The sequence below is a fragment of the Streptomyces smaragdinus genome, assembly GCF_009604385.1.
Taxonomy (GTDB): domain Bacteria; phylum Actinomycetota; class Actinomycetes; order Streptomycetales; family Streptomycetaceae; genus Streptomyces; species Streptomyces smaragdinus.
In genome coordinates, this window is sequence record NZ_WEGJ01000024.1 from 23297 (window position 1) to 41325 (window position 18029).

Here is an 18029-nt window from a genome sequence, read left to right on the forward strand (position 1 = left end):
CGTCGTCAGGAACCCTCGAACGGGCGGTACGCCGTCAGGGCCTCGTTGGCCTTGGTGAGCGTGAGCGCCTCCGGCGCCCGCGCCACCTCGCCGTCGAACGCGAGGAGCTCGCCCGGCCGCAGCCCGGTGAGCTCCAGCCGCCGCAGCCGCGCGGACGCCTGCAGGGGCGCCGAACGCACGGGGCCGGTGAGGGCGGCGAGCAGCAGCCGGGTGCGGGGCAGCCGACCGGCGTACACCACCCGTACGTCGAGCAGCCCGTCGGCGAGGTCGGACCGGCGCACCGGGACGGCGCCCACCCCGCGGTACACGCAGTTCCCGGCGAAGAGCAGCCAGACCCGGCGCGGCTCGCCGTTGATCCGTACGACGGTGGGCTCGCCGGTGCGCAGCACCCGCAGCGCCGCCAGCACACCCGCCGGCCATGATCCGACGTGCGGCGCCCAGGACTCGCGGACACGGACCAGGTCCGGATACGCGCCGAGGCTGAAGGTGTTGACGAAGCGGCGGGGGGAGGCGCCGTCCGACGTGTAGACCCCCAGGTCCACCGCCACCGCCTCGCCGCCGGTCACCGCCCGGCACGTGTCCGTGACGCTGTCCAGGCCCAGGTCGTGCGCGAAGTGGTTGCGGGTGCCGCCCGGGAACACCGCGAGGGGCACCCGGTGCCGGACGGCCGCGTGCGCGGCGGCGTTGACGGTACCGTCGCCGCCGAGGACACCGAGCGCGCCGCCCCGGTCCGCCGCCGCCCGGGCGGCGTCGTCCAGCAGCGCGGCGAGCGGGGTGCCGTCGTCCTCCCGGGGGACGACCTCCGCCAGCGGCAGCAGGGTGCGGATCCGCGCCACGGGGTCGGGGATCCCGCGGCCGCCCGCCGCGTCGTTCAGCACCACCGTGAGCCCGCGCCCGCCCGGCAGCGCGGGGGCGTCGGCACGGGGCCGGGCGGGCGGGGCCAGCTGGGCGCGCGTGGGGACCAGCCCGCGGACCGCGAACGCGGCGCCGGAGCCGAGGGCCAGCCCGGCGAGCACATCGCTCGGATAGTGCACGCCGGTGTAGATCCGGGAGAACGCCACCGACCAGGCGAGGGGGGCGAGCGTCGCGCCCCAGCGCCGGGACTCCAGCGCGGCGCCCACGGCGAACGCGGCGGCGGAGGCCGCGTGCCCCGACGGGAACGACGTGGTGACGGGCTGCCGGTGCAGCCGCCGGACGAGCGGCACGGCGTCCAGCAGCGGACGCCGGCGCCGGGCGGCGCCCTTGACCACGGTGTTGACGGTCGCCGAGGCGAGCGCGAGGGACGCCACGCCGCGCGCCGCCGCCCGCCGGGCGGGCCGCCCTCCGACGGCGGCCATGGCGGCGGCGACGCCGAACCACAGCAGCCCGTGGTTGGCGCCCCGGCTCAACCGTGGCAGCACCTGTTCGGCGGCCGGCCAGTGCCGTGCGGCCACTTCGCGGAACACGGCCTCGTCCCAGCCGGCCAGGGTGCGTGCCGTCGCCGCCGTACGGCCGGTGCGGTCACGGCCCGCCCGCGGGACGGGGGGCCGCAGCGCCGATGCCGGCGAGAGCCGGACGCGGGTCCTGTTCCTGAGCCACATCACCGACGCTCACCATCCCGACCGCTGTTCCGCCTTCGACAACCGAAGCCGCCGCACCGCGTCCGGCACCGGGGCGTCCGGACGGACGGTGACCGGCTCGGGCGTACGGCCAGCGTGACAGCTGACCGTGAGCGGATCAACGCCGTCCACAACGGCCCGTCCTGCGTCTCCAGCACATCACCGATGTCCCGGGCGCGCATCAGCTGGACCGCCCCGCACCGGGGTCGATCCCGCGTCCGCCGCCCTGTCCGTACGCGAGCCCCGCCGCGTACACGTCTACCGGCAGGTGCACGCCCTGGCCGGCGGCGCCCGCGCGGCGGACACGGAGGAGCTGCGCAAGGCGATGCTCGCGGCACGCGGGCTCTTCGAGACGCTCGTCGGCGCCCGGAGCACCGACCGCACCGCGCCGGCCCGCGCCCTCGCCGGCCGGCTCCGCGTCGCGTGGCCCGGCGCCGGGAAGAGGGCGGCATCTTGACCCCGGCACAGGCGGACCCCCTCCTCCCGTTTGACGGGACACGATCCGGGCAGGCGGCACACAGTGCTTCGGACTGCAGGCACGCCCCGCGGGAGCGATCCGGGCTGGCGCCGAGGCACGACCGCCCGCCCGCGCCCGACCGGGCCCGGACGCCTCGCCCCCGCGGTGACGACGAGTTGTCCACCGAGGAGGGAGTCGTACCCCATGCCCCCCGCCATCGGCACACGACGCAAACCCAGGCATCCCCACGACGACGCGCCCGACACGGCCGCCGCGTTCACCAGGCTCGCGGCGATGGACCCCGGACCGGAGCGCGACCGCCTCCGGCACGAGGTCGTCGAGGCGTGGATGCCCATGGCCGCCCGGCTCGCCCGGCAGTTCAAGGGCCGCGGCGAGAGCCTGGAGGATCTCCGTCAGGTGGCGCATCTCGGCCTGGTGAAGGCCGTCCTGCGCTACGACCCGGCGCACGGCTCCGCGTTCGAGAGTTACGCGGTGCCGACCATCACCGGCGAGCTCAAACGCCACTTCCGCGACCACATGTGGGGCGTGCACGTACCCCGCCGGGTCCAGGAGCTGCGCAATCGGGTCCGCGCCGCCGACCACGAGCTGTGCCGTTCGCCGGACGGCAGGCGTCCCGGTGTGGAGCAGCTCGCCGAGCGGTCCGGGCTGACGCCGCAGGAGGTGCGGACCGGGCTGGAGGCGCTGGACAGTTACGCGGTGCTCTCGCTGGACGCCGCGATCGCCGACGCGGAGGACGGCTACTCGCTGCTGGACACCCTCGGCGGCCACGACCAGGGCTACGAGCGGGTGGTACGGCGCGAGGCGGTGCGCCCCTGTCTGCGGAACCTGCCGGAACGGGAGCGCAGCATCCTCTACATGCGCTACTTCCGCGGGATGACGCAGCGCGGGATCGCCGAACAGCTGGGTATCTCCCAGATGCACGTGTCCCGGCTGCTCAGCCGCACCTGCGGCCGGATCCGTGACGAGGTGGAGGCACCGGGCTGACACCCGGTTGGCGTCCCGCACGCCGGGTACCCGTGCGCGACCGGACCGGTGACCCGGTCCGAACCGAAAGGCGGTATTCCATGAGCATGGGCGGATGCATCTTCCTGATCGCCGCCGGAGCCATCCTGCTGGTCGGCGTCGACTGGAATCCGGAGGCGGTCAACATCGACCTGGTGGGCCTGATCATGATCCTCGTCGGGATCTTCGGCGTCGGCGCGTACGTCAGCATCTACAAGCGCCGGCGTATGCAGGCACCCCCGCCGGCGGCGCCGGTGGTCGAGGAGCACCGGTACATCCAGTAGCCGCGGCGGTGACAAATACCCCCGAATGACTCGTACGACGCGGCCTCCGGCTCCTCGCATCGGCCCCTCCGGGAGCGGATAGTCGTACCGAACCCGTACGACCGCGACCGCCTGGAGGCCCCGCCGTGCCCGGTCCCCCCGTCCGCCGGCTCCCCCGCCGCGCCCTCCTCGCCGCCGCGCTGGCCGCCGCCACGGTCCCGGCGACCGCACCCACCGCGACGGCCCGGGCGGCGGACGCGCACGGGGTCGACCACCACGACTGGGCCTTTGCCCGCGACTTCCGCGCCGGCCGCGGCGAGGGCACCCGGGTGCACGGACAACGGCTGGTGATCGGCGAGCCCCGGGGCATCATCACGTACACCGACCCGCACCGCACCATCAAGGCGCCGTCCCCCTGGGAGTACGCGACGTGGCTCTCCCCCCGCCGCGAGCTGCCCGGGCGCGGCGCCACGGAGGCGGTGGTGTCGTGGAACGCCGACACCCCGCGCGGCACCTGGCTCCAGCTCGAGCTGCGCGGCCGCTACAGCGACGGCAGCGACTCACCGTGGGTGGTGATGGGCCGCTGGGCGGCGGCCGACACCGACATCCGGCGCACGTCGGTGGACGACCAGAAGGACCGGGCGGCGTCCGTCTCGACGGACACCTTCGCCCTCACCGACCCCGCGGGCCGCCTCCGGCTGACGTCGTACCAGGTGCGCGTCACCCTCTACCGCACGCCCGGCAGCGACCGCACGCCCCGGCTGCGGCGGCTGTCGGTGATGGCGTCGGGGCTGCCGCAGCGGTTCACCGTCCCGGCGTCCGTCCCCGGCGCGGGCGCGGGGCGCGAGCTGGCCGTACCGGCGTACTCGCAGGAGACGCACGCCGGCCAGTACCCGCAGTACGACGACGGCGGCGAGGCCTGGTGCAGCCCCACGTCCACCCAGATGGTGCTCGCGTACTGGGGCCGCCGCCCCACCCGCACCCAACTGGCCTGGGTCGACCCGGCGTACGCGGACCCCCAGGTCTGCCACGCGGCCCGGCAGACCTACGACTTCCAGTACGAGGGCTGCGGGAACTGGCCGTTCAACGCCGCCTACGCCGCCACCTACCCGGGCATGAACGGCGTCGTCACCCGGCTGCGCTCCCTGGGCGACGCGGAGACGCTGGTCGCCGCGGGCATCCCCGTGATCACGTCGATGTCGTTCCTCCCCGGCGAACTGAGCGGCGCCACGTACGGCACGGCCGGCCACATCATGGTGATCGCCGGCTTCACCGCCGCCGGGGACGTGATCGTCAACGATCCGGCGGGCGCCACCAACAAGGACGTCCGCCGGGTCTACGGCCGCCGGAGCTTCGAGAACATCTGGCTGCGCACCCGGCGCCACGACCGGAAGAAGAAGACGGTCTCCGGCCCCGGCGGCATCGCCTACATCTACTGGCCGGACGAGATCACCGCGAAGCAGCGCGAGGCGCTGGCCACGGCGGCCGGTATCCGCGCCGCCCGGGAATGATCCCCACGGCGGACAGGTTGTCCCGCCGAACGACTGCCGAGGAAAGGACGAACCATGGCCAAGCGGACGGTCGCCGAGCAACTCCTCGAGGTCCTGCTCCAGTACGGGGTCAAACGGATCTACGGCGTGGTCGGCGACAGCCTCAACCCGCTGGTCGACGCCATCCGCCGCAGCGGCGGCAAGCTGGAGTGGGTGCACGTCCGCAACGAGGAGGCCGCCGCCTTCGCCGCCGCCGCGGAGGCGCAGCTCACCGGCTCCCTCGCCGTGTGCGCGGGCTCCTGCGGCCCGGGCAACACCCATCTCGTGCAGGGCCTGTACGACGCGAAGCGCAGCGGGGCGCCGGTGCTGGCGATCGCCGCCCACATCCCCTCGCACCAGATCGGCAGCGGCTTCTTCCAGGAGACCCACCCGGAGCAGCTCTTCGCCGAGGCGGCGGACTACGTCGAACTGATCTCGCAGCCCGAGCAGATGCCCCGTATCGCCCGGATCGCCGCCCAGCAGGCGCTCGGCGCGGGCAGCGTCTCGGTGCTGGTGCTCCCCGGCGACATCGCCGACAAGCCGGCCGCGAACCCCACCGGCCGCAACGTCCCCTGCGTCACCCCCGGCACCGTGGTGCCGCCCGAGAGCGCCGTGCGGGCGCTGGCGGACTTGGTGAACGGCGCGAAGAAGGTCGCCGTGTTCGCGGGCGCGGGTGTACGGGACGCGCACGCGCAGGTGATGCGGCTGGCGGAGACGGTGCAGGCGCCGGTCGGGCACACGCTGCGGGGCAAGGAATGGATCCAGTTCGACAATCCGTTCGACGTCGGGATGATCGGGCTGCTGGGCTACGGCGCCTGTTACGACGCGCTGCACGAGGCCGATCTGGTGCTGCTGCTGGGCACGGACTTCCCGTACGACGCGTTCCTGCCACAGGCGCACACCGTGCAGATCGACCGCGACGCGACCCGGCTGGGCCGCCGCACGCCGCTGGAGCTCGGCGTGCACGGCGATGTGGCGGCCACCCTGGACGCCCTGCAGAGGCTGCTGCGGCCGAAGCGGGACCGGCGGTTCCTGGACGCGATGCTCACCAAGCACGAGCGGGCGCTGACGAAGGTCGTCGAGGCGTACGCGCGCGATGTGGAGTCGCACGTCCCGATCCATCCGGAGTACGCGGCGCGGGTGCTGGACGAGATCGCGGCGGACGACGCGGTGTTCACCGTGGACACCGGGATGAACAACGTGTGGGCCGCCCGCTATCTGACGCCCAACGGCCGCCGCCGGGTGATCGGTTCGTTCAGCCACGGCACCATGGCCAACGCGCTGCCGCACGCGATCGGCGCCGCGTTCACCGACCGGCGCCGCCAGGTGATCTCGCTGTCCGGCGACGGCGGGCTGAGCATGCTGCTCGGCGAGCTCATCACCGTCGGGCAGCACGATCTGGCCGTGAAGACGGTCGTCTTCAACAACGCGTCGCTGGGCATGGTGCGGCTGGAGATGCTCGTCGACGGGCTGCCCGCGTACGAGACGGACCACGCGCCGGTGGACTACGCGGCGATCGCCCGGGGCATCGGCATGCCGTCCTGGCGGGTGGAGAAGCCGACGGAGGTCGAGGGCGTGCTGCGCGAGGCGCTGGGCAGGCCGGGACCGGCGCTGGTCGAACTCGTCACCGACCCCAACGCGCTGTCCATCCCGTCGCACGTCACGGCCTCGCAGGTGGCGGGCTTCGCGCTGGCGGCCGGGCGGACGGTGCTGGACGGCGGGGTGGGGACGATGCTGGACCTGGCCCGGTCGAACCTGCGGAACATCCCGCGCCCGTGAGGGGCTTCCGTCCGGCCCGGCGGCGGAATACGACGCCGCGCACGGACGCTGTCCTTGACAGGAAGTCAACCGGTCACACCATCCTCCGGAGGGCAGTCGGGATGCAGGAGTCCAGAGAGCCGGGGCTGTCCGCGACGGCCCCGATGCGCACCACATGCGGTCGGCTGATCTCGATCCGCCGGCTGCGCCTCGGCGTTCCCGGCCACCGGGTCGCCCGGGTCACCCTGGACGTCGGCCCGGAGCGCGAGGGCGCCTCGCACGCGTGGGCCTCCCTGAGCCCGCACGAGGCGCGTGAGCTGGGCTGGCGGCTGATCGAGGCGGCGGAGATCGCGGAGCACGAGAGTTCGTGACGCGGGAGTACGGCACGGGGGTACGGGACACGATCCGTACCCCCGTGCCGTACTCCCGCCGGACCCTCACGCCTCCGGGATCACCGCCACCGGGCACGGCGCCCGGTGGAGCAGGCTGTGCACCGCGGGGCCGAGCTGGGTCGCCGTGCGGGCGGCGTGGCCGCGGGTGGCGCCCAGGACCAGCAGGTCCGCGCTGACGGCCGCCTCGAGCAGGACGCGCCGTACCGGACCCTCGGCGGTCAGCGGGCGGACCCGGGTCCCGGGGTGGCGCAGGCGGGCGGGGGCCAGGGCGTCGGTGAGGAAGGTCCGGGCGCGGGACTCGTGGCTGTCCGCCTCGTCGAGGGCGAGCATCGGGTGGCCGAGTTCCTCCCGTACGGGGCAGCGCCAGGCGCGTACGGCCTCGAGCGCGGCGCCGCTCGCCGCCGCCTCGCGGAAGGCGAAGTCCAGCGCCGCCGCCCCCGCGCCCCGGTCCCCCACCCCGACCAGCACCCGGCGGCGGCCGGTCCGGGGCTCGCCGCGTACGACGACGACCGGACAGTGGGCGCGGCCGGCCACCGCGAGGCTCACGGAGCCCAGGAGGACGCCGTGCAGCGCGCCGTGCCCGCGGGATCCGATGACCAGCGCGAACCCGTCGCCCCCGGCGGTGAGCAGGGCCTCCGCGGCGGCGTCGGGGATCACGACGGAGTCGGTCCGCACCGTCGGCTGGCGGCGGGCGGCGCGGTCGGCGGCGGCGGTCAGGAGCCGGTCGGCCGTCAGCCGTTCCGCCTGCCGTACGGGGCCGAACGCCGGGTCGAGCCCCTCGTACCGCTCCCAGACGGCGGCGTGCACCAGCCGCAGCGGGATGCCGTGCAGGGCGGCCTCGTCGGCCGCCCAGTCCACGGCCCGCAGGGCGGCCTCGGAGCCGTCGACGCCGACGACGAGTGGCGGTTCCATGCAGACTCACCGGCCTTCGCTGCGCCGTCCCGTTCCGTGCCCCCAGCCTCCACCCCGGCGGCCGCCGTCCGGCAGGGGCTGTTCGGCCCCTGCCGGGGTGCTCAGAGGGCGGCGGTGTAGACCCACGCCCCGTCCAGCCGTACGAAGCGGCTGCGCTCGCGCATCTCGCCGCGCTCCCCGTCCTGCGTGTAGTGGGCGCGGAACTCCACGACGCCGGTGTCGTGGAAGGCGCTGCCCGCCACGGTGTCGAGGATCTCCAGCCGCCGCCAGCGCAGCCCGGGGTCGAAGTCGATCCTGGCCGGGCGGGCGACGGGATGCCAGGTGCGCAGCAGATACGCCTCGTCGTGGACGGCGAAGGCGGTGTACCGGGAGCGCATCAGCTCCTCGGCGGTGGTCGCGGCCGCGGTGCCGGCGTGCAGCCGGCCGCAGCAGTCGGCGTAGTCGGCGGGGAGGCCGCAGGGGCAGGGGCCGGAGTCGGGAGAGGTCTTGCGACGGTGCTTGGACGTGCTCACGGGTCCATTGTGCTCCCGGCGGGCTCCCGCACCCCTCATTATGCAACTGGTTTCACAACGCTTTATGCAACTGGTTGCACAACCGGCGCCGGGCACGCTACAACGGTTCCATGAGCCATGCGTACCCTCAGCTGCTGAGCCCCCTCGACCTGGGGTTCACCACCCTCCCCAACCGCGTGATCATGGGCTCGATGCATGTGGGCCTGGAGGAGGCCGAGAACGGCTTCGCCCGGATGGCGGCGTTCTACGCCGAGCGCGCCCGCGGCGGCGTCGGCCTGATCGTCACCGGCGGCATCGCGCCGAACGAGGCCGGCCGCCCCTGGGAGGGCGGCGCGAAGCTCACCACCGCCGGGGAGGTGGAGCAGCACCGGGTGATCACCGACGCGGTGCACGCCGAGGGCGGGCGGATCGCGATGCAGATCCTGCACTTCGGCCGGTACGCCTACCACCAGGACCTGGTCGCCCCGAGCGCCCTCCAGGCGCCGATCAGCCCCTTCCCGCCGCACGCGCTCACGGACGCCGAGGTCGAGCAGACCGTCGAGGACTTCGCGCGCGCGGCCGGGCTGGCGCGGAAGGCGGGGTACGACGGGGTCGAGATCATGGGCTCCGAGGGCTATCTGATCAACGAGTTCATCGCCGCGGGGACCAATCACCGCGACGACCGGTGGGGCGGCTCGTACGAGAACCGGACCCGGTTCCCGCTGGAGATCGTGCGCCGGGTGCGGGAGCGGGTCGGGCCGGACTTCATCGTGATCTACCGGCTGTCCATGCTGGACCTGGTGCCCGGCGGCTCGACCCTGGACGAGGTCGTGACGCTGGCCAAGGGCATCGAAGCGGCCGGCGCGACGATCCTGAACACCGGCATCGGCTGGCACGAGGCGCGGATCCCGACCATCGCGGCGTCGGTGCCGCGCGGCGCGTACACCTGGGTGACCGAGCGGGTGATGGGCGCGGTGTCGATCCCGCTGGTCACCAGCAACCGCGTCAACACCCCGGAGGTGGCCGAGCGGGTGCTGGCCGAGGGGCGGGCGGATCTGGTGTCGATGGCGCGCCCGTTCCTCGCCGACCCGGCGTTCGTGGCGAAGGCCGCGGCCGGCCGGCCTGAGGCGATCAACACGTGCATCGGCTGCAACCAGGCGTGCCTGGACCACACGTTCAGCCTCAAGATCACGTCCTGTCTGGTCAACCCCCGGGCCTGCCACGAGACGGAGCTCGCCCTGTCCCCCACCCGGCGTGCCAAGCGTGTCGCCGTGGTCGGCGCGGGTCCCGCCGGGCTGTCGTGCGCGGTGTCGGCGGCCGAACGGGGGCACTCGGTCACGCTGTTCGACGCGGCGGACGAGATCGGCGGACAGCTGAACGTCGCCCGCAAGGTGCCCGGCAAGCAGGAGTTCGACGAGACGCTGCGCTACTTCCGCACCCGCCTCGCCGACCTCGCGGTGGACGTCCGGCTGGGCGCCGCCGTCGGCGCGGGTGAACTGACGGGCTACGACGAGGTGGTGGTCGCCACCGGCGTCACCCCCCGCACGCCCGGCATCCCGGGCCAGGACCACCCCACGGTGCTCGGCTATCTGGACGTGCTGCGCGACGGCGCCGCCGTCGGGGAGCGGGTCGCGGTCGTCGGGGCGGGCGGGATCGGGTTCGACGTGGCGGAGTTCCTCACCGACGAGGGCGAGGGCGCCGCCCGGGACCCGGAGGTCTTCTTCCGGCAGTGGGGCGTCGACACCGCGTACACCGGGGCGGGCGGGCTGGCCGCGCCCCGGCGGTCGAAGCCGCCGCGGACGGTGTTCCTGCTGCAGCGCAAGACCAGCAAGGTCGGTGCGGGGCTGGGCAAGACGACGGGGTGGATCCACCGCGCGGAGCTCCGGCAGCGCGGGGTGACGATGATCGCGGGCGCCTCGTACGACCGGATCGACGACGCGGGGCTGCATCTCACGGTGGACGGCGAGAGCAGCGTGCTACCGGTCGACACGGTGGTGCTGTGCACGGGCCAGGAGCCGCGCCGGGAGCTGTACGACGAGCTGCGGGCGGCCGGGGTGGCGGCGCATCTGATCGGCGGCGCGGACGTGGCGGCGGAGCTGGACGCCAAGCGGGCCATCGACCAGGGCACCCGGCTGGCGGCCACGCTCTGACATCGCGCTCTCCCGGGGCCGACCCCCGGGAGAGTCGCACCCGATCGTGTCGGCGCGTCGCCCGTGACTACATTCCGTAGCTGAATAACTTCAGAGAGTGATCAACTTCTCTCATCCACTACCCCGCCCGTCCGCGCTGCGGCGGACCGCAACCGCCTGCGTGACGGCCGCCCTGGGCCTGGCCCTGTGCGTCCCCGCGGCCACGGCGGCGGCCCCGGCCGAGGCCCAGCGGACCACCCCCGTCCAGCTCATCGCGCTGAACGACCTGCACGGCAACCTCGACCCCGTCGACGGCGCGGCCGGCCGGGTCGTCCACCGCGGCGACCCGGTCCAGGCCGGCGGTATGCCGCAGCTGGCCACGCTGGTCGAGCGGGCCCGCGCCGACCGGGCGAACTCGATGGTCGTGGCGGCCGGCGACATGATCGGCGGCAGCCCGCTGCTGTCCGCGCTGTTCCACGACGAGCCGACGGTCCACGCCCTGGAGCAGCTCGGCCTCACCACGTCCTCCGTCGGCAACCACGAGTTCGACGAGGGCGCCGCGGAGCTCGAGCGCATGGTGAACGGGGGCTGCCACCCGGAGGACGGCTGCGCCCCCGGCGACCCGTACACCGGCGCGGACTTCCCGTATCTCGCCGCCAACGTCACCCGCAAGGGCAGCACGACGCCGCTGCTGCGCCCGTACACCATCAAGACGCTGCCCGGCGGGCAGCGGATCGGGTTCATCGGACTGGTCACCAAGAACGCGCCCGAGGCCATCAACAAGGCGCAGATCCCCGACGTGGAGTTCCACGACGAGGTGCCGGTCATCGAGCGCTACTCCAGGGAGCTGCGCCGCAAGGGCGTGCGGGCGCAGGTGCTCCTGATCCACGAGGGCGAGGAGGTCAACGGGGTGGCCGGCAGTGCCGACTGCGACGCCGACGGGCCCGGGTCGGCGCTGCGGGGCCGGATCAAGACGATCGCCGAGAAGGCGCCGGCGCAGGTCGACCTGATCGTCAGCGGCCACTCCCACGACTCGTTCGAGTGCACGGTCACCGACCCGGCCGGTCTGCCCCGGTCGGTGACGCAGGCCGACTCGTTCGGGCGCTCCTTCACCGACCTGCGTTTCAGCCTCGACCGCCGCGGGGAGGTCGTGCGCCGGTCCGTGAGCGCGACGAACCAGGTGGTGCCCGTCACCACGCCGAAGCAGCCCGCGATGACCAAGCTGGTCGAGACCTGGCGCGAGCGCTCCCAGGACGTCGCGAACCGGGTGGTCGGCTATATCTCCGACGATCTGCCGGGCCGCGGCTCGCCGTTGGAGGAGACCCCCCTCGGCAGCATGCTCACCGACGCGCAGACGGAGGCCACCACCGGTTACGGCGCCGACCTGGCGCTCCTGAACCCCGGCGGGATGCGCGCCGACCTGGTGTACAAGGACGGCGGGAAGGTCACGTTCGCCGACGTGTACCGCACCCAGCCGTTTGAGGGCCCGCTGTGGACGATGACGCTCACCGGCGAGCAGCTGCTCACCGTGCTGCGCGAGCAGTTGACCGGCGAGAACGAGTCCGCCCCGCGGTTCCTGCAGCTGTCCTCGGCGCTCGCGTACTCGGTGGACATGAGCCGCACGGGCGGCGACCGGCTGCTGGCGGACACGGTCACGGTGAACGGGGTGCCGGTGACGCCGGACGCCACGTACCGGGTGACGGTGAACGACTTCCTCGCCAACGGGGGCAACGGCTTCCCCACGTTCACCCAGGGCACGGACCGCGAGGGCGGTGACGTGACCGATCTGGACGCGGCGGTCGAGTACCTGCAGAACCACTCGTCCGAGACCGACCCCTTCGACCCCCCGGCGCCCGGGCGGATCACCTTCGTGGGGAGGTGACCGGGGTGGCGCGGTGCGCTCCCTAGGATCTACGGCATGTCCCTCCCGCACGCCATCCTCACCGCGCTGCTCGAGAAGCCGTCGTCCGGTCTGGAGCTCACCCGCCGCTTCGACATGTCGATCGGCTACTTCTGGTCGGCGACGCACCAGCAGATCTACCGGGAGCTGGGCCGGCTCGAACAGGGCGGGCTGATCCGCGTACTGCCGTCGGATCAGCCCGCCCGCGGGCAGAAGCGCGAGTACGAGGTGCTGCCCGCGGGCCGGGCGGAGCTCACCGCGTGGGTGGGCACCGAGCAGGATCCGCGGATCCAGCGGGAGCCGCTGTTCCTGCGGCTGCGGGCGGCGGCCGTGGTGGGTACGGACGGGCTGCTGGCGGAGCTGCGGCGGCACCGGGAGCTGCACACGCGGCAGCTGGCGGAGTACGAGCGGATCCAGGAGCGGGACTTCGCGGCCCCCGATCCCCCGGCGGCGCAGCGGCTGCGGTATCTGGTGCTGAAGGCGGGGATCGGGCTGGAGGGCCACTGGACGGCGTGGCTCACGGAGGCCATCGCGGAGCTGGAGGGGATGGAGCGCGACAAGGGCGCGCCCGGGTGAACACGCGCCGTTTGCGACCATGGACCCATGACTGAGCGAAAGCCGCCGAGTGTGAGTTTCGAGTCATGGGTCGACCGGCAGATCCGGGAGGCCACCGAACGGGGCGCGTTCGACGATCTGCCCGGCAAGGGAAAGCCACTGCCGGGCGACAGCGCGCCCTACGACGAGCTGTGGTGGGTCAAGCAGAAGCTGGCCCGGGAGAATCTGTCGGCGCTGCCGCCCACGCTGGTGCTGCGCAAGGAGGCGGAGGACGCGCTGGAGGCGGCGCGCACCGCGCCGTCGGAGCGGGCCCTGCGGGCGCTGCTGGACGAGGTCAACGAGAAGATCCGCGAGGCGATCCGCCGCCCGCCGATGGGCCCGCCCCTGAACATGGGCCCCATCGACGTGGACGCGGTCGCCGCGCGGTGGCGGGAGGAACGGGAGGGCTGAGACCGGCTCACCCGTAGCCGGTCGGGGACGTCATACGGGGCCCTAATAGGGCAGGGGGCGGCCCGACGGCGTTCTCAGGTCGAGCTCGCGCTCACGGCGCGGGAGCGGCCGGGGACGTACGCGGATACGGATCTGCTGGTTCATGTCGCCCTCCCTGGTGGTGTTCTGTCCTCCTTACCCTCCTCCGGCGGACCTCACCCCGCATCGCCCGTCCGAAGGCCGCGGACCTCCGTCGAAGGAGGCACCCGTGCCCTCGACCGTACTCCGCGGGGACGACATCACCCGGGCGTCACCCTTCCTGAGGCGTAGGGATCCGGACATCGGCGGCCCGCGGCGCCACCGGAGCCCCGGCCGTCTCCCTGCGCAGCAGCCCGGCGCCCGCCGCCAGCCCCCCGGTCAGCACCACGACCACCCCGAAGGACGCCCCCAGGGAGGCGAGATCGGCGATCCCGCCGACCAGCGACGGCGCGATCAGCCCGGAGACGTACGTGAACGTGGCCACGCCGGCGATGGACCGCGCCGCGGACGGCCCGCGGGTCGCCGCCGCCGCGTACGCCAGCGGAAGGACCACGGCGACGCCCAGCCCGATCAGCGCGAACCCCGCCACCGCGACACCCGCCGCGGGCGCCCCGACCACCAGCAGCCCGCCGGCGGTGGCCAGCACGCCGCCCCAACGGACGGTGCGTACCGCCCCGAAGCGGTTGACCACCCGGTCGCCGACCAGCCGTACCAGAGCCATCATCAGCACGAACGCCGTGGTGGTCGCCGCCGCGACCCCCGGGGAGGCGGCCAGCTCGTCCTTCAGGTACACGCCCGACCAGTTGAGGCTCACGCCCTCCGCGAACGAGGCGCAGAACGCCACGACCCCGATGAGCGCCACCGCCCGCGGCGGCAGCGCGAACCGCGGCGCCGCCTCCCTCTCGGGCTCGGCCCGTACGTCCAGCACCCCCCGCACGGCGAGCAGCCCGGCGCCGGTCAGGAGCAGCGCGGTCACCGCGTGATGCAGCCGGGCGTCGACCCCGAGCTGCGCGGCCAGCGCACCGCTCGCGGAGCCGATCAGCGCCCCGGCGCTCCACATGCCGTGCAGGCTCGACATGACCGACCGCCCCAGCCGCCGCTCGGTGTCGGCGCCCACGGCGTTGAGCTGGACGACCGACGCGCCCGCGGCGGCGCCGAAGAGGAACAGCGCCACGGCCAGGGTGCCCAGCCCGGACGCCAGACTCGGCAGCGCGAGTGACAGCGTCCACAGCACCAGCAGCCCGCGCAGCGCCCGGCGGGCGCCGAACCGCCGGCTGATCGCCGCGGTCGCCGGTCCGGCCACGGCGCTGCCGATCGCGGGCAGCGCGAGGGCCAGGCCCAGCCGGCCGGCGGACAGTCCCGCGTGGTCCTGGATCCAGGGGATCCGGGTGGCGAAGCTGCCCGACACCACCCCGTGGACGCAGAACACGGCCGCGATCGCGATGTGTCCCCTCTTCAACAACTGTCGGCCTTCGCCGGACATGCGGTTCCCCTCCATCGTTACTCCCTCCACGGCAGCTAAACTATCAGGGAGCCTTCCAGAAAGAAAGAAATAACAGGAACCCTTCCAGAAAACACGCCGGAAACTTCTGACAGGATCACTCCATGCCACCCGCAACGCCGAGCACCGCCCGCGCCATGAACGACCGGCTGGCCCTGCGCATGCTGCAGGAGCACGGCCCGCTCTCGGTCAGCGAGCTCAAGGAGCTGACCGGCCTCGCCCGGCCGACCGTCTCCGACCTCGTCCAACGGCTCCAGGACACCGGGCTGATCGAGGTCGCCGGCGCCTCGGAGGCCAGGCGCCGCGGGCCCAACGCCAAGCTGTACGGGCTGGTCGCGGACCGCGCCCACCTCGCGGCGCTGGACGTGCGCCAGCAGGGGATCCGGGTGCTGGTCGCCGATCTGCTGGGCACCGAACGGGCCCGCGCCGAGCGGCCGATCGACCCGGCGGCCCCGACCGGGGAGGCCCTGCGGCAGGCGGTGGACCTGCTGGAGAGCGCGGCGGCCGAGGCGGGCGCGGACGCGCTGCACAGCATCGCCGTCGGCGCGCCCGGGATGATCGACCCGGCGACGGGGCAGCTGCGCAACGTGGCCGGTTTCGACTGGCACCGCGAGCTGCCGGCGGTGCTGCACGAGCGGCTCGGGGCCGCGGTGGTGGTGGAGAACGAGACCAATCTGGCGGCCGTCGCCGAGCACCGGCTGGGTGCGGCGCGGGGGCTGGACTCGTTCGTGTTCTTCTGGCTCGGCGAGGGGACGGGTGGGGCGGTGGTCCTGGACGGCGAGTTGCGCCGGGGGCGGTCGGGCGGCGCGGGCGAGATCGCGTTCATGCCGGTGCCGGGCGGCTCGGGGCTGCCGTCGCCGGGTGACTGCACCGGGGGGTTCCACGAGCTGGTGGGCGCGGCGGGGCTGCGTCAACTGGCCGCCGTACACGGGCTGGACCCCTCGGGTCCGGCGGCGGAGCTGCTCGAGGCGGAGGCGGTCGTCGACGTGTACGCCGAGCGCGTCGCCGTCGGGGCCGCGGCGGCCACCGCGATCCTCGACCCGGGATGCGTCGTCCTGGGCGGTGAGCTGGGGCGGGCGGGCGGCGAGGGCCTCGCCGCGCGTGTGGCGGACCGGCTGGCCGGCCTGTCCCCGCTGTCGACGGAGGTCCGCCCGGCGGACTTCGGCGACACGGGCGTCCTGCGCGGCGCCCTCCTGGCCGCCCGGGAGGCGGCACAGGAGGCGCTGTTCCCCGCGGTGGGGTGACCCGCGGGGCTGCGGATCAGTCCTGGGCGAGCCAGAGGTCCGGGCCGAACACCTCGTAGTGCACGTCCGCCGGACGGACGCCCGCGGTGATCAGCTGGGTGCGTACGCTGCGCAGGAACGGCAGCGGGCCGCACAGGTACGCCGTGGTGCCGGCCGGGATGTCGAGGCGGGACAGGTCCACGTAACCGGTGCGCTCGGCCGGCCACTCGCCCACGGGCTTCTCGTACCAGACGTGGCTCTCGGCCGAGTCCAGCTTCGCCGTGTAGTGGTTGAGGTCCGTGCGGAAGGCGTGCGCGAACTCGTCGGCGTCGCCGTGCACGGTGATCACCCGGCGCTCCGAGCCGTCGGCGACCAGCTGCGACAGCATCCCGACGATCGGCGTGGCGCCGATACCGGCCGACGCCAGCAGCACCGGCCCGTCGCCCTCGCTCAGGGACACGTCGCCGAACGGCGGGCTGACCCGCAAGGTGTCACCGGCGGCGACCTTGTCGTGCAGGAAGGTGGAGACCTCGCCGTCCCGCTTGACGGCGAACTGCAGGGCGCCGTCCGGGTGGCCGGAGAGGCTGTACTGGCGGATCTGGTGGGCGCCGTCGGCCAGTTCGACCTGGACGGAGACGTACTGGCCGGGCTTGGACGCCGGCAGCGGGTCTGAGTCCTCGGGGCGGACCAGGAAGGTGGTGACGTCGTCGGTCTCCGGGAAGCGGCTGACGACCCGGTAGGTGCGCCACTGCTTGCCGGGCTCGACGCCGGCCTCCTCGTACAGCCGGGCCTCGATGGCGATCAGGGCGTTCGCCATCAGCCAGTAGACCTCGTCCCAGGCGGCGGCGACCTCCGGGGTCACGGCCTCGCCCAGTACCTGCACGATCGCCGCGAACAGGTGCTCGTGGACGATCGGGTACTGGTCGGGGGTGATCCCGACGGAGACGTGCTTATGGGCGATACGCGCCAGCAGCGCGTCCGGCCGCTCGTCCGGGTGCTCCAGAAGGGCGGTGGCGAACGCCGCTATGGAGCCGGCGAGGGCCTGTCGCTGCGAACCGTTCGCCTGGTTGCCGCGGTTGAACAGGTCACGCAGCAGATCAGGACGGGCGGCGAACATCCGGTCGTAGAAGATCGGAGTGATGTCGCCGATGGCCGCGCCCACGGCGGGCAGCGAGGCGCGAACGGTCGCGGCGGAGGCAGGAGACAGCATTTCTTACTCCCTAATTTGCATCTGAGATGCGCATTTATGGACATGCGGAACGTACCCCGGGCACGGGGAGGTTGTGATGATCCGGTCGGGCTACGCCCTACCCGTCGGGCCGGGCCGTCAGGCTCAGCAGGACGGGGCCGGTCGGCCCCGCGACGAGGTCGTCGATCGTCAGCGGGTCGAGGGAGACGTAGAACGCCTCCTGCGCCTTGCGCAGCGCACCGCGCAGCCGGCACGCCGACCGCAGCGGACACTTCGGCTCGTCCTCGCAGCCGACGACGTCGCCGGCCCCTTCGAGCCGGCGGACCAGCAGGCCGAGCGAACCCGAGTGGCCGGCCCCGGTCAGCACCAGTCCGCCGCCTCTGCCACGCCTGGCCTCGACGACACCCAGATGCTGGAGCCGGCTGACGATCTTCGCCACATGGCTGTACGGAGCCGAGATCGCCTCCGCCACCTCACGGGTGGTCGGATTCGACGTCTCGTCCAGCACCGCGAGACGCATGGCGATGCGCAGCGCGATGTCGGTGCCCTTGGTCAACCGCATGACCGCACACTAACTAATGCGATTCTGAGACTCCAATTCGGGGGGTGTCTTGGCGCCACGCGTCCTGTATGAGACCTGC

The 18029-nt window shown here is 73.7% G+C and carries 17 protein-coding genes; 11 read left to right on the forward strand and 6 right to left on the reverse strand.

Annotated elements, in window-relative coordinates; translation table 11 throughout:
- Window positions 1–5: 5 nt before the first annotated feature.
- Window positions 6–1580 carry a bifunctional phosphatase PAP2/diacylglycerol kinase family protein gene (locus tag SRB5_RS24570; RefSeq protein ID WP_153455643.1) on the reverse strand — a complete coding sequence of 525 codons (1575 nt, stop codon included), beginning with the start codon at window positions 1578–1580 and terminating at the stop codon, window positions 6–8.
- A 286-nt stretch (window positions 1581–1866) separates the two neighbouring features.
- Between SRB5_RS24570 and SRB5_RS24575 the strand changes: the two genes are divergently transcribed.
- From SRB5_RS24575 to SRB5_RS24600, 6 genes are all read left to right on the forward strand, one after another.
- Window positions 1867–2055 (forward strand): hypothetical protein, encoded by a 189-nt coding sequence (locus SRB5_RS24575; protein ID WP_153455584.1) that lies wholly within the window; start codon window positions 1867–1869, stop codon window positions 2053–2055.
- A 204-nt stretch (window positions 2056–2259) separates the two neighbouring features.
- Entirely contained in the window at window positions 2260–3060 is an 801-nt protein-coding gene (locus tag SRB5_RS24580; protein WP_153455585.1) for a SigB/SigF/SigG family RNA polymerase sigma factor, read from the forward strand.
- An 80-nt stretch (window positions 3061–3140) separates the two neighbouring features.
- Entirely contained in the window at window positions 3141–3362 is a 222-nt protein-coding gene (locus tag SRB5_RS24585; RefSeq protein ID WP_153455586.1) for a hypothetical protein, read from the forward strand.
- A 125-nt stretch (window positions 3363–3487) separates the two neighbouring features.
- The gene (locus SRB5_RS24590) at window positions 3488–4852 is read left to right on the forward strand and encodes a peptidase C39 family protein (protein WP_323378409.1); all 1365 of its coding nucleotides are present in this window, start codon (window positions 3488–3490) and stop codon (window positions 4850–4852) included.
- Between the two features lie 54 nt (window positions 4853–4906).
- Window positions 4907–6649, forward strand: coding sequence for a pyruvate dehydrogenase (locus SRB5_RS24595; RefSeq protein WP_153455587.1), 1743 nt, complete (start codon window positions 4907–4909; stop codon window positions 6647–6649).
- Between the two features lie 101 nt (window positions 6650–6750).
- On the forward strand, window positions 6751–6999 hold the full coding sequence (locus SRB5_RS24600; RefSeq protein WP_153455588.1) for a hypothetical protein: 249 nt from the start codon (window positions 6751–6753) through the stop codon (window positions 6997–6999).
- A gap of 66 nt (window positions 7000–7065) precedes the next feature.
- Here SRB5_RS24600 and SRB5_RS24605 read toward each other — a convergent pair whose 3' ends face one another.
- Window positions 7066–7932 (reverse strand): universal stress protein, encoded by an 867-nt coding sequence (locus tag SRB5_RS24605; protein WP_153455589.1) that lies wholly within the window; start codon window positions 7930–7932, stop codon window positions 7066–7068.
- A 101-nt stretch (window positions 7933–8033) separates the two neighbouring features.
- Entirely contained in the window at window positions 8034–8483 is a 450-nt protein-coding gene (locus SRB5_RS24610; protein WP_153455590.1) for a YchJ family protein, read from the reverse strand.
- Between the two features lie 71 nt (window positions 8484–8554).
- On the opposite strand from SRB5_RS24610, the gene SRB5_RS24615 reads away from it, so the two are divergent.
- The 4 genes from SRB5_RS24615 (at window position 8555) to SRB5_RS24630 (ending at window position 13457) form a co-directional block, all read left to right on the forward strand.
- Window positions 8555–10573, forward strand: coding sequence for an FAD-dependent oxidoreductase (locus tag SRB5_RS24615; protein ID WP_153455591.1), 2019 nt, complete (start codon window positions 8555–8557; stop codon window positions 10571–10573).
- A 97-nt stretch (window positions 10574–10670) separates the two neighbouring features.
- Window positions 10671–12434 (forward strand): bifunctional metallophosphatase/5'-nucleotidase, encoded by a 1764-nt coding sequence (locus SRB5_RS24620; protein WP_153455592.1) that lies wholly within the window; start codon window positions 10671–10673, stop codon window positions 12432–12434.
- 36 nt (window positions 12435–12470) lie between these two features.
- Window positions 12471–13028 (forward strand): PadR family transcriptional regulator, encoded by a 558-nt coding sequence (locus SRB5_RS24625; protein ID WP_153455593.1) that lies wholly within the window; start codon window positions 12471–12473, stop codon window positions 13026–13028.
- 27 nt (window positions 13029–13055) lie between these two features.
- A complete protein-coding gene (locus SRB5_RS24630; protein WP_153455594.1) occupies window positions 13056–13457 on the forward strand; it encodes a DnaJ family domain-containing protein in 402 nt (133 codons plus the stop codon).
- A 289-nt stretch (window positions 13458–13746) separates the two neighbouring features.
- On the opposite strand, the gene SRB5_RS24635 is transcribed toward SRB5_RS24630, so the two are convergent.
- Entirely contained in the window at window positions 13747–14958 is a 1212-nt protein-coding gene (locus tag SRB5_RS24635) for an MFS transporter (protein WP_153455595.1), read from the reverse strand.
- A 122-nt stretch (window positions 14959–15080) separates the two neighbouring features.
- On the opposite strand from SRB5_RS24635, the gene SRB5_RS24640 reads away from it, so the two are divergent.
- Window positions 15081–16220, forward strand: a complete 1140-nt coding sequence (locus SRB5_RS24640; RefSeq protein WP_153455596.1) for an ROK family transcriptional regulator — start codon at window positions 15081–15083, stop codon at window positions 16218–16220.
- A gap of 16 nt (window positions 16221–16236) precedes the next feature.
- Here SRB5_RS24640 and SRB5_RS24645 read toward each other — a convergent pair whose 3' ends face one another.
- Both SRB5_RS24645 and SRB5_RS24650 read right to left on the reverse strand, forming a co-directional pair.
- Entirely contained in the window at window positions 16237–17409 is a 1173-nt protein-coding gene (locus SRB5_RS24645) for a globin domain-containing protein (protein ID WP_153455597.1), read from the reverse strand.
- A 97-nt stretch (window positions 17410–17506) separates the two neighbouring features.
- Window positions 17507–17950 carry an RrF2 family transcriptional regulator gene (locus tag SRB5_RS24650; protein WP_153455598.1) on the reverse strand — a complete coding sequence of 148 codons (444 nt, stop codon included), beginning with the start codon at window positions 17948–17950 and terminating at the stop codon, window positions 17507–17509.
- Between the last annotated feature and the right edge of the window lie 79 nt (window positions 17951–18029).